General features: G+C 70.3%; 14 protein-coding genes and 4 pseudogenes. 11 read left to right on the plus strand and 7 right to left on the minus strand.

Going from position 1 to position 14,236, the window contains the following annotated elements; all coding sequences use genetic code 11:
• Nucleotides 1-57: 57 nt before the first annotated feature.
• From Prum_RS22525 to Prum_RS22540, 4 genes and pseudogenes are all read right to left on the minus strand, one after another.
• Nucleotides 58-798, minus strand: coding sequence for a hypothetical protein (locus Prum_RS22525; RefSeq protein ID WP_173078307.1), 741 nt, complete (start codon nt 796-798; stop codon nt 58-60).
• A gap of 185 nt (nt 799-983) precedes the next feature.
• Nucleotides 984-1,382, minus strand: a pseudogene (locus Prum_RS22530) (CoA-binding protein); the annotation flags it as partial.
• 31 nt (nt 1,383-1,413) lie between these two features.
• Nucleotides 1,414-2,454, minus strand: coding sequence for an Rv2578c family radical SAM protein (locus Prum_RS22535; RefSeq protein WP_173078309.1), 1,041 nt, complete (start codon nt 2,452-2,454; stop codon nt 1,414-1,416).
• Between the two features lie 39 nt (nt 2,455-2,493).
• On the minus strand, nt 2,494-3,516 hold the full coding sequence (locus Prum_RS22540; RefSeq protein WP_173078310.1) for a LacI family DNA-binding transcriptional regulator: 1,023 nt from the start codon (nt 3,514-3,516) through the stop codon (nt 2,494-2,496).
• Nucleotides 3,517-3,785: 269 nt separating this feature from the next.
• Between Prum_RS22540 and Prum_RS22545 the strand changes: the two are divergent.
• A pseudogene (locus Prum_RS22545) lies at nt 3,786-4,930 on the plus strand (Gfo/Idh/MocA family protein).
• A gap of 41 nt (nt 4,931-4,971) precedes the next feature.
• The gene (locus tag Prum_RS22550; protein WP_308785436.1) at nt 4,972-5,730 is read left to right on the plus strand and encodes a sugar phosphate isomerase/epimerase family protein; all 759 of its coding nucleotides are present in this window, start codon (nt 4,972-4,974) and stop codon (nt 5,728-5,730) included.
• 55 nt (nt 5,731-5,785) lie between these two features.
• Here the strand turns inward: Prum_RS22550 and trxA are convergent, their stop codons facing one another.
• Nucleotides 5,786-6,148 (minus strand): thioredoxin, encoded by a 363-nt coding sequence (trxA, locus tag Prum_RS22555; protein WP_173078312.1) that lies wholly within the window; start codon nt 6,146-6,148, stop codon nt 5,786-5,788.
• Nucleotides 6,149-6,599: 451 nt separating this feature from the next.
• On the opposite strand from trxA, the gene Prum_RS22560 reads away from it, so the two are divergent.
• The 9 genes and pseudogenes from Prum_RS22560 (at nt 6,600) to Prum_RS22600 (ending at nt 13,129) form a co-directional block, all read left to right on the plus strand.
• A complete protein-coding gene (locus Prum_RS22560) occupies nt 6,600-7,118 on the plus strand; it encodes a MaoC family dehydratase (protein WP_173078313.1) in 519 nt (172 codons plus the stop codon).
• 57 nt (nt 7,119-7,175) lie between these two features.
• Nucleotides 7,176-7,697, plus strand: coding sequence for a hypothetical protein (locus tag Prum_RS22565; RefSeq protein ID WP_173078314.1), 522 nt, complete (start codon nt 7,176-7,178; stop codon nt 7,695-7,697).
• 68 nt (nt 7,698-7,765) lie between these two features.
• Nucleotides 7,766-8,422 carry a TrmH family RNA methyltransferase gene (locus tag Prum_RS22570; protein ID WP_173078315.1) on the plus strand — a complete coding sequence of 219 codons (657 nt, stop codon included), beginning with the start codon at nt 7,766-7,768 and terminating at the stop codon, nt 8,420-8,422.
• A 17-nt stretch (nt 8,423-8,439) separates the two neighbouring features.
• Nucleotides 8,440-9,129, plus strand: a complete 690-nt coding sequence (locus Prum_RS22575; protein WP_371871252.1) for a DUF6758 family protein — start codon at nt 8,440-8,442, stop codon at nt 9,127-9,129.
• An 88-nt stretch (nt 9,130-9,217) separates the two neighbouring features.
• Complete coding sequence (locus Prum_RS22580; RefSeq protein WP_173078316.1) at nt 9,218-9,376, plus strand: hypothetical protein; 159 nt, start codon at nt 9,218-9,220, stop codon at nt 9,374-9,376.
• Nucleotides 9,377-9,382: 6 nt separating this feature from the next.
• A pseudogene (locus tag Prum_RS22585) lies at nt 9,383-10,233 on the plus strand (PH domain-containing protein).
• 100 nt (nt 10,234-10,333) lie between these two features.
• Nucleotides 10,334-10,972, plus strand: coding sequence for a SigE family RNA polymerase sigma factor (locus tag Prum_RS22590; protein WP_246278034.1), 639 nt, complete (start codon nt 10,334-10,336; stop codon nt 10,970-10,972).
• Nucleotides 10,973-10,974: 2 nt separating this feature from the next.
• On the plus strand, nt 10,975-12,276 hold the full coding sequence (locus Prum_RS22595; RefSeq protein WP_173078317.1) for a TolB-like translocation protein: 1,302 nt from the start codon (nt 10,975-10,977) through the stop codon (nt 12,274-12,276).
• Nucleotides 12,273-13,129, plus strand: a pseudogene (locus Prum_RS22600) (PHP domain-containing protein). Before Prum_RS22595 ends, Prum_RS22600 begins: the two are co-directional and overlap by 4 nt.
• Before the next feature lie 133 nt (nt 13,130-13,262).
• On the opposite strand, the gene Prum_RS22605 reads toward Prum_RS22600, so the two are convergent.
• Nucleotides 13,263-13,877: a MarC family protein gene (locus tag Prum_RS22605; RefSeq protein ID WP_173078318.1), complete on the minus strand. Its 615-nt coding sequence runs from the start codon at nt 13,875-13,877 to the stop codon at nt 13,263-13,265.
• A 4-nt stretch (nt 13,878-13,881) separates the two neighbouring features.
• Complete coding sequence (locus tag Prum_RS22610) at nt 13,882-14,166, minus strand: SemiSWEET family sugar transporter (RefSeq protein ID WP_246278035.1); 285 nt, start codon at nt 14,164-14,166, stop codon at nt 13,882-13,884.
• Nucleotides 14,167-14,236: the final 70 nt, after the last annotated feature.

A 14,236-nucleotide genomic window follows, 5' to 3' on the forward strand; every position in this document is an offset into this window, starting at 1 on the left:
GTCCGGAGAGACCGGCGTAAGTCTGTCGGAAAACCGACAATGCCGCCCGTGGTGGTGTCAGATCTCCATCGTGGCGCAGAGCCGATCGAGCTCCTGCCGCGAGCCGATCTCCGCGCGGTGCTCCGGATGGTCGACGTAGTGCCGGATCGAGTTCGCGAGGAAACCGGCGTCCACGGCCAGCCATCGGTGCAAGATCCGCACGACGTACGCGCCGTACTCCGGCGGCTGCCGGCGCACCAGCAGGGAGATCTGGCGGGGCTTCTCCACCGGCGCCGGCGGCCCGCTCGCGAGCACCGAATCCCAGCGCACCATGTGGGTACGCACATTTCGGATGAGAAGCCCGCCGGGGCGCAACTCCACCCGCGGGCCCCGGAAGAGCGTCCATGCCGCGATCGAGAAGATGACCGCCACGGTGAGGGCCGTCTGCGCCCAGCCGGCCGCGTGGATGCTCACGTCACCGTCCGGCGCGCGCTCGGTCGCCAGCCCGTTGCCGGCCAGGAACATCAGCATGATGACGAACGGCCCGACCATCCACGGCGACGTCGCCGCGACGAACGCCGGCCGGGCCCGGTCATGGCTGACCAGCAGCGTCCGCGGCGCAGGTCGGGGGCGCGGGCACAACCGGGCGAACGCGAGGAGCGGCACCGCGAGCGCGGTCGCGGCGCCAGCGGCGTACACGATGAAGGCTGGCGCGAAGCTCAACCGCCACGACGTCGGCTCGATCCCGAACTCGACCACCACCCGCAGCGCGAACGCGCCCAGGCCGAGCAGGAGCGCCGTCGCCTGGACGTTGCTCACGCTGGTGCTGAGATCCTCCCTGACGTGGCGGGTCACAGAGCCTCCGAGCGCAGGGGATGGTCATCACTCGCAGAGTAGGAAAAGCCACCGCCGAGCGCGAGTCCTGATTTGTGCGACGCCGTCACGACAGCGGGTTGTATCCACAGTGGATAGAGAAAGTCCACCGCGTGATTAGGCCCCGGGAGCCGGGAGAGGCGGCCCACCGCCCGTTCGACGGCGATGCAGCGATCCTCGACATAGTCCAAACCGGCCTCGGTCGCGATCCGCCGCGCCTCCGCCGACACGATGTCGAGCTGCAGCCACACCGCGGGCACGCCGACCGCGACGGCCTCCCGGACCACATCGACCGCGTCGCCGGCCGGCCGGAAGACGTTGACCAGATCCACCGGCTCCGGAATGTCGGCCAGCGACCGGTAGACCTTTTCCCCGAAGAGCTCGTCCGCGTACGGGTTGACCGGGATGATGCGCCAGCCGTACCGCTGCATCTGCGCCGGTACGGTGTGCGCCGGCTTGCCAGGGTCTCGGGAGGCTCCGACGACGGCGATCACGGCCGAGTCGGCGAGGATCTGCTGAGCGTTTCGCACGCGTCCGACGATAGCTCGCTTTCGATCACTCCTAGATCAGGGTTAGTTGCTCGGGAGGTGGGGGTGGGGTGGGGATGGCGCGGGTGTCGGCCGGGTCTTGCCGGTTCAGTCCGTGGCGCCGGGCGGCCAGGTGGACGCGGGCGGTGACCTCGCGCTGGTACGCCTTGGGCAGATAGGAGCTTCGACCGTAGAGGCGGCGATACGTCGGGGCCAGCGCCGGGAACTCGCGGGTGAGCCAGGCCGCGTACCACTCCCGGGCGCCGGGTCGCAGGTGCAGTGGCAGCGGCGTCACGCTCACCGCGCCGGCGGCCGCGATCGCCGTGACCGTGGCCTCGATCGACTCGTCGGTGTCGGTGAGGCCGGGCAGGATCGGCGCCATCAGCACGCCGACCCGGAAGCCGGCGTCGGTGAACGCGCGCACCGCGTCCAGCCGGCGTTGCGGGCTCGGCGTGCCGGGCTCGACCGACCGCCACATCGCCTCGTCGACGAAGCCCACCGAGAACGCGACGCCGACCCGGGTCACCTCGGCGGCCTGCCGGAGGAGGGGGAGGTCGCGCAGGATCAGCGTGCCCTTGGTCAGGATCGAGAACGGGTTGGCGAAGTCGCGCAACGCCGCGATGATCCGTGGCATCAGCCGGTAGCGCCCCTCGGCGCGCTGGTAGCAGTCGACGTTCGTGCCCATCGCGATGTGCTCGCCCCGCCACTTCGGCGCCGCCAGCTCCCGCCGGGCCAGCTCGCCCGCGTTGACCTTGACGATCACCTTGCTGTCGAAGTCCTGCCCCGCGTCGAGGTCGAGGTACGTGTGCGTGTTGCGGGCGAAGCAGTACCGGCAGGAATGGCTACATCCACGATAGGGATTGATGGTCCAGTCGAACATGACGCGGGACACGGCCGGCACCCGGTTGATGATGCTCTTGGCGCGCACCTCGTAGAACGTCATGCCGGCGAAGCCCGGCGTGTCGAAGGTGCGCACGACAGCGTCGGGCAGCGCCAGCGGCAGGGGTGGAGCCGCTGGCGCCGGCCCGTCCGGGACCGCGCCGTCGGGGGGAGCCGACAGGTTGTCCCAGCGCATGCCGTCTAGTCGAACATGCGTACTAAGAAATCGCAAGCACTATGGGCGCGGCGCGCCGGCGCTGTCGCGGCGGATGAGCTCGGCGCCGACCTCTTCGATCCGCGGGCCGGTGTGGTCGGCCGGCTCCTGCAGGGCCAGCGTCATCGCCCGCGCGCCCATGTCGGCCAGCGGCAGCCGCACCGTGGTCAGCGCCGGGGTCACGTCGCGGGCGATCGGCATGTCGTCGAAGCCGACCACGCTCATCTCGTCCGGCACGGCGATCCCGCGGGAGCGCAGCAGCGCCATGGCGCCGATCGCCATCGAGTCGTTGAGCGCCGCGAGCGCGGTCAGCTCCGGCTCGGCGTCGAGGAGGGCGGCGGCCGCAGCGGCGCCGCTGCCCCGGTCGAAGTCGGCGTACGCGATGCGCCGGGCGGGCAGCTTGTGACCGTGCTCGCGGGCGGCGCGACGCAGGCCGGAGAGCCGGTCGGTGGTGGTGGTGAGCTGCTTCGGGCCGGCGATCACGCCGATCCGGTCGTGGCCGAGCGCGTACAGCTCGGTGGCCATCAGGTAGCCACCCATCTCGTTGGCCGGCACCACGGCGTCACCGGCGTGCTCGTGCCGGCCGATGACGGCCACCCGGCCGCCCGTGCTCTCGTACACGCGCAGCTTGCCGTCGAGGGCCTTGGTGAAGTCTTCGTCGTGGTAGCCGGAGCCGGCCAGCACGATCGCCGCGACCTGGTGGGCGCGCAGCAGCTCGACGTACTCCAGCTCCTTGACCGGGTCGCGGTAGCTGTTGCAGATGATGACCAGCCGCCCGTGGGCGGTCGCCACCCGCTGGAGACCGCGGGTGATCTCGGCGAAGTACGGGTCGGACACGTCGTGGACGATCACACCTATGGCGGTACGGTGGGAGCGCGCCAGCAGCTGGGCGTGTGCGTTGGGGACGTACTGCAACTCTTCGACGGCCGCCAGGACCCGCTCGCGCAGCGCGTCGGTGACCGGCTTGGAGCTGCCGTTGATGATCCGGGACGCGGTGGCTGGCGATACCCCCGCGCGCCGTGCGACATCGGCGAGCGTCGCCATCCCGACCTGCCTCTCTTCCGGCCGCCCGGGGCCGAGCCGGCTGGCTCACTTCGTTCGTTCGGCCCCGGTTGGCGGCTGCGGGCCGTCCCCGTCGCTCCGCGCCGGGGGCCGTCCGCAGCCACCAACCGGGGCCAGTTCCGGATGAGGATACCGTGCAGATGCCCAGTTGAAGGAAAGCCCTTGCCGGATATGCCCGTACACCAGTACGTTGGCTAGGAAAGCGCTTACCTGTGTACCAAAAGATCCACGACTCAAGAAGCGGAGACGGCATGGCCCGCAGGACGATCGGCATCGCGCTCAACGGCGTGACCGGCCGGATGGGATACCGGCAGCACCTCGTGCGCTCGCTGCTCGCGATCCGGGAGCAGGGTGGCCTGCCGTTGCGCGACGGCACCCGGCTATGGCCTGAGCTGGTGCTCGTCGGCCGCAGCGAGAGCAAGCTACGGGAGATCGCCGAGCGGCACGGGCTGACCGACTGGAGCACCGACGTGCCGGCGGTGCTGGCCCGGCCGGACGTCGACATCTACTTCGACTCCCAGGTGACCGCGCAGCGGGAGAAGGCGCTGCGCGCCGCTATCGACGCAGGCAAGCACATCTACACCGAGAAGCCGATCGCCGAGGACGTCACCACCGCGGTCGACCTGGCCCGGCTGGCCGACGCGGCCGGCATCAAGCACGGCGTCGTACAGGACAAGCTCTTCCTGCCCGGCCTGCGCAAGCTCGCCCGGCTCGTCGAGGGCGGCTTCTTCGGCCGCATCCTGTCCGTACGCGGCGAGTTCGGCTACTGGGTCTTCGAGGGCGACTGGCAGCCCGCCCAGCGCCCCTCCTGGAACTACCGGGCCGCCGACGGCGGCGGGATCACGGTCGACATGTTCCCGCACTGGCACTACGTGCTGGAGCAGATCTTCGGCAAGGTCACCGCGGTCACCGCGCACGTGAGCAACCACATCGACAAGCGCTGGGACGAGGCCGGCGAGGCGTACGACGCGACCGCCGACGACGCCGCGTACGGGATCTTCGAGATCGAGGGCGGGATCGTCGCCCAGATCAACTCCTCGTGGGCCGTCCGGGTCTACCGTGACGAGCTGGTCGAGTTCCAGGTCGACGGCACCGAGGGCAGCGCGGTCGCCGGGCTGCGCAACTGCCGCATCCAGCACCGCGCGTCCACCCCAAGCCGGTGTGGAACCCGGACCTGCCGGCCACCGAGGACTTCCGCTCGCAGTGGCAGGTGGTGCCGGACAACGAGGAGTTCGACAACGGCTTCAAGGCGCAGTGGGAGCTCTTCCTGCGCCACGTGGTCGAGGACGCCCCGTACAGCTGGGACCTGTGGGCCGGCGCCCGCGGCGTACAGCTCGCCGAACTGGGCCTCCAGTCCGCCCGCGAGGGCCGCCGCATCGAGATCCCGGAACTATGAGCCGCTTCTCGTTCAACCAGGCCACGGCCAACTACTGGCCGATGGCCGACCTGATCGCCGGCTGCGTCGAGGCCGGCGTGGACAAGGTCGGCCTCTGGCGCGAGCAGGTCGCCGAGTTCGGCCTCGAAAAGACCGCGGCGCTCGCGAAAGACGCCGGGCTCGCGGTCACGTCACTCTGCCGCGGGGGTTTCTTCAACAAGCCCGACTGGTACGACGAAAATCGTCGCGCCATCGATGAGGCGGCTGTCCTGGGGGCGCCGGTGCTGGTGCTCGTGTCGGGTGGCCTACCCGAGGGCAGCCGCGACATCGACGGCGCACGGGCGCACGTCGGCGACGCCATCGGACAGCTGGTGCCGTACGCGCTCGACGCCGGCGTCCAGCTCGCCATCGAGCCGCTGCACCCGATGTTCGCCTCGGACCGCTGCGTGGTGTCGACGCTGAGCCAGGCGCTGGACCTGGCCGCGCCGTACCCGTCGGCGGCCGTCGGGGCGGTCGTCGACACGTACCACCTGTGGTGGGACGACCAGGTGTGGGCGCAGATCGCGCGGGCCGGCGCGGAAGGGCGGATCGCCTGCTTCCAGGCCGCCGACTGGATCACCCCGCTGCCGGAGGGCGTGCTGCTCGGCCGAGGGCTGCCCGGCGAGGGCTGCGTGGAGCTGCGGCGCTTCCGGGAGGCGGTGGACGCCGCCGGCTACGACGGGCCGGTCGAGGTCGAGGTGTTCCACGCCGACCTGTGGGCCCGCCCCGGTGCGGAGATCCTCACGGCGACCATGTCGGCGTACGAGCAACACGTCGCATGATCAAGGCGTCCTTCAAGTCGTTCCAGCGACTTGAAGGACGCCTTGATCATGGTGGTCAGTGGTTGTGGGCGGCGAGCTTCTCGCGGACGTCGTCCATGTCGAGCGCCTCGACCTGCTCGATCAGCGACTCCAGCGCCGTCTCGGGAAGGGCGCCGGGCTGGGCGAACACGATCACGCCGTCGCGGATCGCCATGATGGTCGGGATCGAGCGGATGTCGAACTTGGCAGCCAGAGCCGGCTGAGCCTCGGTGTCGACCTTGCCGAACACGATGCTTTCGTGCTTCAGCGACGAGCGCTCGTAGACCGGCGCGAAGCGGACACAGGGCCCACACCAGCTAGCCCAGAAGTCCACCAGCACGATGCCGTCCTGGCTGGTCACCTCGTCGAAGTTCGCCGTGGTCAGCTCAACGGTCGCCATTGATCTCTCCGATCACCGGGATTGCCTACGCATACGAAAACCTAACGGCCCTTGTCGGCATTCCCAGCGAACCCGGCGTCGCGCGTCACAGGGCAACGACGGAGAGCGATGACGAGGCGGCTACTGTACGTGATGGGAGCGGTTCCATCGCGTGACCGCCTCTCACCAGTGCGAATGTCGGGCAAGCGGGCCTGGCTGGGCATCGATGTCCAGTGACGGTCGGTCACAACGTTGTCGACTCTTACGGATAGTAATGTCACAAAAGAGTAACTGTGACCTGGGTCGCACCGTGAAACCTTTCTTCCGGGCGACTTGCAGGGCAGAATCATGAACAACAAAGCGTGGGCGGCGGGTGCCGGGGAGGGCCCCGCCGCTCATTGCGTCCGGGGTAAGTTTTCACACTTCCGTACCCCCGCCTCCGGCTTAACCATCGATAAGGCATGCTCTGCCCATGCAGTTTGGCCGGTACTACGAAGAGTTCGAGGTCGGGGCTGTCTACCGGCACTGGCCCGGCAAGACGGTCACCGAATACGACGACCACCTCTTCTGCCTGCTCACCATGAACCACCACCCGCTGCATATGGACGCGCACTACGCCGAGACGTCCACGCACTTCAAGCGCAACGTGGTGGTCGGCAACTACATCTACTCCCTGCTGCTGGGCATGTCCGTGGCGGACGTGAGCGGCAAGGCGATCGCCAACCTCGAGGTCGAGTCGCTGCGGCACGTCGCGCCGACGTTCCATGGCGACACCATCTACGGCGAGACCACCGTCCTGGACAAGCGCGAGTCCAACTCCAAGCCGGACCGCGGCGTGGTCTCGGTCGAGACCAAGGGCTACAAGCAGGACGGCACGCTGGTCTGCGTCTTCCGCCGCCGGGTCATGGTGCCGAAGAAGGAGTACGCGGCGGCCGCGGTGCCCGCCGGGGCGGACCCGGAGCGGCCGAGCTTCCCCGACACGCAAGGGTAACGGCTCAAGCGCGCATCACCGGCAAAACTGGGCATATGCTGACCTTAGGAGGTCGCTATGCCGAGCCAATTTGCTTCCGGAGACCCGACTTCTGGCGGTCGGGTCGCCGCGCCGGCGTACCCGCCGTACGAGTGGGAGCTGCTCACCCGGCTGCCCGCGCGGGTCATCGTGGCGGCCACGTCGGCCGAGCCGGACGGCCCGCGCCGCACCGTCGCGGAGGGCCTCGCCGGCCTGGAGGCCATCGCCGCCGGGCGGGCGTTCGACAGTGACCTGGTACGCGCCGTGGTCGCCGCCATCTACGCGGAGTCCGAGGACGACCGGCCGGTAGCCGAGGAGTTCACCGACCGGGCGGCCGGGCTCGCCGAGGTGCTCGGCGCCTGCCGGGAGGTCGCCGGGGTGCTGGCCGCCCGGGCCGACCCGGCCGACTCGGCGGCGTACCGGCAGTGGGTCCAGCTGATCGCCGCCCGGGTGTGCGGGGCATCCCGGACGGGCGGGCTCCTCGGCATGGGCGGCGAGCAGGTCACCCCGGCCGAACGCCGGTTCCTCGACGACCTGGCCATCGCCCTCGCCCTCCGCTAACCACTTGCAAGGAAGGGCACCTTGTTATCGCATTTTGCATAGCAAGGGTCCCTTCCTAACATCTGACCGTGAGTGGCGATGAGCTGGAGGTCGGCGTCGGGCCTTGGCCCGGTGAGTGGCCGTCCGATCCCCGATACGACCCGGACCTGCTCGCGCACGGCGACCGGCGCAACGTGGTGGACCGGTACCGGTACTGGCGGCGGGAGGCCGTCGTGGCCGACCTGGACGAGCGGCGGCACGACTTCCACGTGGCGATCGAGAACTGGCAGCACGACCTGAACATCGGGACCGTGGTGCGGAACGCGAACGCCTTCCTGGCGGCCGAGGTGCACATCGTGGGCCGGCGCAAGTGGAACAGGCGTGGCGCCATGGTGACCGACCGCTACCAGCACGTGCGGCACCACGACACGATCGAGGAGTTTGTGGCCTGGGCGCACGCCGCCGGGCTGCCGGTGGTCGGGATCGACAATCTGCCCGGGTCGCGTCCGCTGGAGACGGTCACCGTGCCGCGCCGCTGCGTGCTGCTCTTCGGCCAGGAGGGACCGGGATTGTCCGAGGTGGCCCGGGCGGCGTGTGACCAGGTGTTTTCCATCGCCCAGTACGGCTCGACCAGGTCCATCAACGCCGGCGTCGCCAGCGGGATCGCCATGCACGCCTGGATCCGGGCGCACGCCGGGTTACCGGCCGAAGACCTTGACGGAACGGGCGCCGGGCAGCCAACGTAGTGGATGTGGGTGTGGCGGTGAGTTGCCCCCGATGTGGCGGTCCGATGCGACCGCCGGACCTCATGCACACCGAGTGGCGTTGTGACGAGGACGGCCCGGTGCCGCCGTTCCATGTCGCCGAGCACATCGGCGCGGACATCCTCGCGAGCGCCCTGGCCGCGATCGAGAAGGCGCAGGTTAGCCAGGGGCGGCCCCGGCTGCCGGTGTGGTGTCCCTGGCCGCTGCCGCCGGGTTGGGTGATGACCGGCGTGGCGTGGGCCGGCGATGACCGGACCGGCGTGCGCGCCACGGCTGTGGCCTGCAGCGGGCCGTCGCCGCTGCGTGGCGGGCCGGCAGACCTGGTGCTGGTCGCGGAGGAGCCGGGGGTGGGTCTCGGCAACCGGTTCGGCGGCATTCCCGGCCTCGACCCGGGCGCGATGATCTCCGACGCGATGAGCGATCCGGGCCCGCGCGTGGCCGACCACGGTGGACCGCACGCCAAGATCAAAGTGGGAGGCCATCCGACTCCACTGTGGTCGGTGAAGTCGCCAACGGATCGGAGCGCCTATGCCGGAGAAGCCCGGGGAATGTGGCTGTATGCGATAACCTGGCCGGCAAGTGCGGGTTACCTCCTCGCGGAGCATGTCGTGTTGCACGACCTGTCCGAGTGGTTGCCACCCGAACTCGTGTACGGTGCGCCATCGCCGTACCTGCATGGGAAAGCGTGAGACGGAACCAACACGTAGAGACGCACCACTGATACTCTGGGTACTGCCGGGGCACCGGCTCGGCGCAGTGCGGAGGGACGGCCCGCAAATGGTCAAAAAGGTCCTTACATGGGGCGGCATCGCGTTCCTGGTCTTCTTCATCGCCTACCGGCCAGATTCCGCGGCTGACGTGTTCCAGTCTCTGGGCAGCACCGTCGGCGACATCGCGCGAGGCTTCGGCGACTTCTTCACGGGTCTCCTCGCCTAACCGACGATGGGCAGCACACCGGGCGGACCCCCGACCCCGACGAGCCCGATCGATCCGAGTGGCAGCGGGACACCGAGCCGATCCCGCGCACGCCCCGCGGCGACGAGGGGCCGGGCTACAGCGGAGACGCGTCGTTCTCATCTGGACCCTCCTACTCGGACGGGCCGGCGTACTCGGACAACGCCAGCTACGCCCACGACGAGGGTCGCTTCGTGCAGCCGGAGTTCACCGAGGACGAGCTGTCCGGGCTGCGCACCGACGCGGCTGGGATGCCACTCGGCCCGCGCCGCGTGCTCCCGCTCGAAGACGAGCCCAGTTCGCTCGTCGCCCGCTACCTCTTCCCTACGGAGCGCTACCGCGGGGAGTGGAAGCGGCACTGGATCCACCTGACCACCCCGCTGTTGATCGGCACCGCCGCGACGTTCGCGCTCGGCTACCTGTCCGGCTTCCTAGCCCGGCAGGAGGTCAGCGGGCTGACCACAGTGGCCGTCATCATCTGGCTGGGCGTGATGGGCTGGGTGGCGTGGCAGATCGGTGACTGGTATTTCGACCGATTCATCCTGACCAACAAGCGCGTGATGGTGGTCAACGGCATCATCACCCGCAAGGTCGGCATGATGCCCTTGCTGCGCGTTACCGATATGAAATACGAGCAGTCCCCGCTCGGCCGGATGCTCAACTACGGCACGTTCGTGCTGGAGTCGGCCGGTCAAGACCAGGCGCTCCGCGAGGTAAAACACCTGCCCAACCCCAATGAGCTCTACCTGCGCGTGGTCGAGGAGATGTACGAGCCGCAGGCCGTCGAGGCACGGCTGGGCAAGGACGCCGAAGACGCCAAGGCCGACGACGGAGCCTAAGTAAGGCCGTCCGTGCCATGGTTCTTCCGGAAAGGCTGTGACAACCTTTCCGGTGGCACACCGCAGGCATGAGGGTGTGCGCGCACGGGGAGGCTATTTGGTGGCGGCCAGACAGCAGATGGAGGAGGAGTTCCGCGAGTTCGTCGCGGCGCGCTCCGGTGCCCTGCTGCGCACCGCGTACCTGCTCGCCGGCGACTGGGCCACCGCCGAAGACCTCCTCCAGACGGCGCTCACGAAGACGTACCTGGCGTGGCGGCGGCTCGGCGAGATCGAGGCGGTCGAGCCGTACGCCCGGCGGGTGCTGGTCAACACCGCGACGAGCTGGTGGCGGCGGCGCTGGCACGGCGAGCGCCCCACCGAGGTGCTGCCCGAGCGGGCCGCGCCGGACCAGATCGAGGAGCAGCTCGAGCGCGACGTGCTGTGGCGGCACGTCAAGGCGCTGCCCACCCGGCAGCGGGCGGTGCTGGTGCTCCGCTTCTATGAGGACATGACCGAGGCGCAGACGGCCACCCTGCTCAACATCTCCACCGGCACGGTCAAGAGCCAGACGTCGCGGGCCCTGCACACCCTGCGTCAGCGGCTCGCCGCCGAGGGTATCGACCGCGCTGTCGTACCCGCGCCGGCGCCCGCACTGCCGTCTCCCCGGATCCGGCCGGCACCCATCGTGCCCGCGCTGCCGCTGCCCGCCCCGCCCGTACCGGCTCAGGTCCTGCCCACCGCCGGCCTGGAGCGGGGGTGATCATGTCCGGGCCCGACAACCTCCCGCAGCAGCCAGCGCGTTCAAAGGGCGTGACCTCGGCCGACCTGGAACGCGCGCTGCGTGAGACGCTCGTCCGCGCCGCCGAACCGGCGCACGCGGTGGGCTGTCCCGACCCGGCCGGGCGCGCGATCCGGCAGGCCAGGCGGATCGGCCACCGCCGCACCGCCGCCGGTGTGGCCCTGGTCGTGGTCGCCACGGCGGTCTCCGCCGCGGGCGTGGCGCGGCTCAACGTCGGCGGCCAGTTGGAGGCCGGGCCCGCCTGGGTGGGCGACCCGACGCCGCTCGTCGACAAGCCCACCCCGGACTACCTCGACGCCACCCGGCCCCCGTCCGACACGTCGGCGCAGCTCCAGCGCGAGCAGCTCTCCACCAGCCCGGTGACGCGGGTCGACCTGGTCCTCGCGACGAGCCTGCGGATGGCGTCCGGCCGCACGGTCGACCTGACCGCGGTGGGCCTGGTGACCCAGGCGCACGAGGCCAAGAACGGCTGGCTCATCGTCGGCGTACCGCCCGCCGGCGGCACCACGCTGTGGTACGTCCAGTCCGATGGCGGCTCGCGCGAGGTGCTGCCACCCGTCGACGCCGTCGCGCTGGCCCCGGACGGCCGCCACGTGGCCTGGCGGGACAGCGCCCGGCTGTTCAGCGCGGTCATCGACGAGGGCCAGGTCAAGGACGCCACCCAGGCGTCCGCGCCGGAGCAGGGCCTGCCGGTCAGCTTCGTCGGGCAGGGCGTCGTGATGGCGCGCGGCCGGGCCGATGCCGGCCTCAAGGGGTACGACGTGTGGTGGCCCCGCCAGGGCAAGACGTACACGCCGGCCTGGAAAGAGGAGACGGCCGGGATCTACGGGCCGCTGCCCGACGGCCGTACCCTCATCGGCCAGGTCGCCTCGGTGAAGACCGGCGGCCGCCCCTGCCTCGCCCTGCTGGACGCCGTCAACGCGCTGTCCGTGCTCAAGACCGCCTGCGCGCTCCAGCTCAAAGAGGGCGGCGCGGGCACGGTCTCGCCGGACGGGCACTGGCTGGTGGCCCGTTCCGGCTCCGGCACCGCCATGCTGGTCGACCTCAACGTCGCCTTCACGGCCAAGGCGCCCACGGGCGTAGCCGCCGGCCCGGCACCGACCGGCGAGGCCACCTGGGTCGACGACAACACGCTCGTGCACGCCAGCGCCGAGGGCGATCTGGTCCAGGTGCGCGCGGCCGCGGAGCCCGAGGTGCAGCGGGTCGAGCTGCCTGGCGAGTCCGACAACACCGGCGTCGTCGTCGTGAAGAAGCAGCTGGTCTGAACCCTGTGCGCATCGACCTGCACGCCCACTCGACCGCGAGCGACGGCACGCTGACCCCGCCGAGCTGGTAGTCGCCGCGGCGGAGGCTGAGCTCGACGTACTGGCCATCACCGACCACGACACCACCGCCGGCTGGCTGCCGGCCGAGCGGGCGCGCCCCGCCGGCCTCACCCTCATCCGGGGCGCCGAGCTGTCCTGCCGGTGGTACGGGCAGACGCCGCCGATCCCGCTCCACCTGCTCGCGTACCTCTTCGACCCCACGTACCCGGCCCTCGTGGCCGAGCTCGCCCGGGTGCGGCGGGCCCGCGAGGAGCGCGGCCAGCGCATCGTCGAACGCCTCCGCTCCGACGGGGTCGACGTCACTTGGGACGAGGTACGCGGGTACGCCAACGGCGGCACCGTCGGGCGGCCGCACGTGGCGCTGGCGCTGATGCGGGCCGGGCTGGTCGGGAGCACCCAGGAGGCGTTCGAGGCACGGTGGTTGGGCGAGCGCTACCGGCTGCCCAAGGAGGACACCGACGTCTTCACCGCGCTGCGGCTGGTGCTGGAGGCGGGCGGGGTGCCGGTGTTCGCCCACCCGCGCGCGACGAAGCGGGGCGCGGTGGTGCCCGACTCGCTGATCGTGGAGCTGGCCGCGGCCGGGCTCGTCGGCCTGGAGGCGGACCACGAGGCGCACGCGCCGGAGGAGCGGGCCCACGTGCGCGCCCTGGCCGGGGAGCTAGGGCTGGTCGTGACCGGTTCGTCCGACTTCCACGGCACCCACAAACCGGTACGCCTAGGCGCCTTCACCACGGCCATCGAGGCGTACACGCAGATCCTGAACTCCGCACACGGCGTCCCCGCCCTGCTCTGACCCCTTGCGCCTCCTTGCGTGCCCTTGCGTGCCCCTTTTGTGTGTCGATCAAGGGCATATGGTCGTGGTTCGATCTCTTTTCCACGACCGTTTGCCCTTGATCGACGTGGAAGTCCTTGATCGACGGCCCGGGTCAGTGCCCGTTGGCGTACTGCTCGACGAAGGCGGCGACCGCGTCGGCGATGAGCTGTACCGCGATGGCGGCCAGCAGCAGGCCGGCGATCCGGGTGACCACCTCGATGCCGCTCGGCCGCAGTACCTTCACGATCCCGCCGGAGAAGCGCAACGCCACCCACACCGCAGCCATGGCGGCGACGATGCCAACGGCGACCGCCAGGTAGTCCGCGATCCCGTCCGCCCGCTGGACGAAGAGCATCGTCGCCACGATCGCACCCGGGCCGGCCAGCAGCGGCGTGCCGAGGGGTACCAGGGCGATGTTGGATGTGACCTGCTGGTTGGGGTTGTCGGTGCGGCCGGTGAGCAGTTCGAGCGCGATGAGGATCAGCAGGAGCCCGCCCGCGCCCTGCAGTGCGGGCAGGTCGACGTGCAGGTAGTCGAGCAGGGTCTGGCCCGCCACCGCGAACACCACGATGACGCCGAACGCGAGCGCGACCGCCTGCGTACCGGCCCGGTTGCGATCGCGGGCGGTGAGCGTACCGGTGAGGGCCAGGTAGATCGGCACCATGCCCGGTGGGTCCATGATCACGAGCAGGGTGACGAACACCTCGCCCAACAGCTTGAGATCCACACGGTCACGCTAGTGGTCGGGGCTCCCTCGACCGCAGGCAAGCGGCGATCACCACAGTGGTGGTGCTGACCAGCAGCGCGACCGCGTTGGGTACGACGAGCGCCCAGTCCGCGCGGGCCAGCCCGTACGCGATCCAGAGGGCGAAGCCGGGCAGGAGCACGGCGAAGTAGCCGAGCGAGACGTTCCGCGAGGAGCGGCGCAACCACATCTGCCGGATCTGCAGGAGCGGTGCGACGGCCATGACCAGGCCCCACAGGGCCGCGAGAACGCCGAGAGTCGAAGCCGGCACGAGCCACCTCCACGATCGAGGCGCTCTGTCGGGCGGGTCACGTCCACCGCCGTCGAGGCCGATGGGGAGC

The sequence above is a fragment of the Phytohabitans rumicis genome (assembly GCF_011764445.1).
Classification (GTDB): domain Bacteria; phylum Actinomycetota; class Actinomycetes; order Mycobacteriales; family Micromonosporaceae; genus Phytohabitans; species Phytohabitans rumicis.

What these genes read in the sequence shown, in the direction of transcription:
- Prum_RS22535 (WP_173078309.1), bottom strand. Translation starts at nt 2,454, where the DNA reads ATGCGCTGGGACAACCTGTCGGCTCCCCCCGACGGCGCGGTCCCGGAC.
- Prum_RS22540 (WP_173078310.1), bottom strand. Translation starts at nt 3,516, where the DNA reads ATGGCGACGCTCGCCGATGTCGCACGGCGCGCGGGGGTATCGCCAGCC.
- Prum_RS22550 (WP_308785436.1), top strand. Translation starts at nt 4,972, where the DNA reads ATGGCCGACCTGATCGCCGGCTGCGTCGAGGCCGGCGTGGACAAGGTC.
- trxA (WP_173078312.1), bottom strand. Translation starts at nt 6,148, where the DNA reads ATGGCGACCGTTGAGCTGACCACGGCGAACTTCGACGAGGTGACCAGC.
- Prum_RS22560 (WP_173078313.1), top strand. Translation starts at nt 6,600, where the DNA reads ATGCAGTTTGGCCGGTACTACGAAGAGTTCGAGGTCGGGGCTGTCTAC.
- Prum_RS22565 (WP_173078314.1), top strand. Translation starts at nt 7,176, where the DNA reads ATGCCGAGCCAATTTGCTTCCGGAGACCCGACTTCTGGCGGTCGGGTC.
- Prum_RS22580 (WP_173078316.1), top strand. Translation starts at nt 9,218, where the DNA reads ATGGTCAAAAAGGTCCTTACATGGGGCGGCATCGCGTTCCTGGTCTTC.
- Prum_RS22595 (WP_173078317.1), top strand. Translation starts at nt 10,975, where the DNA reads ATGTCCGGGCCCGACAACCTCCCGCAGCAGCCAGCGCGTTCAAAGGGC.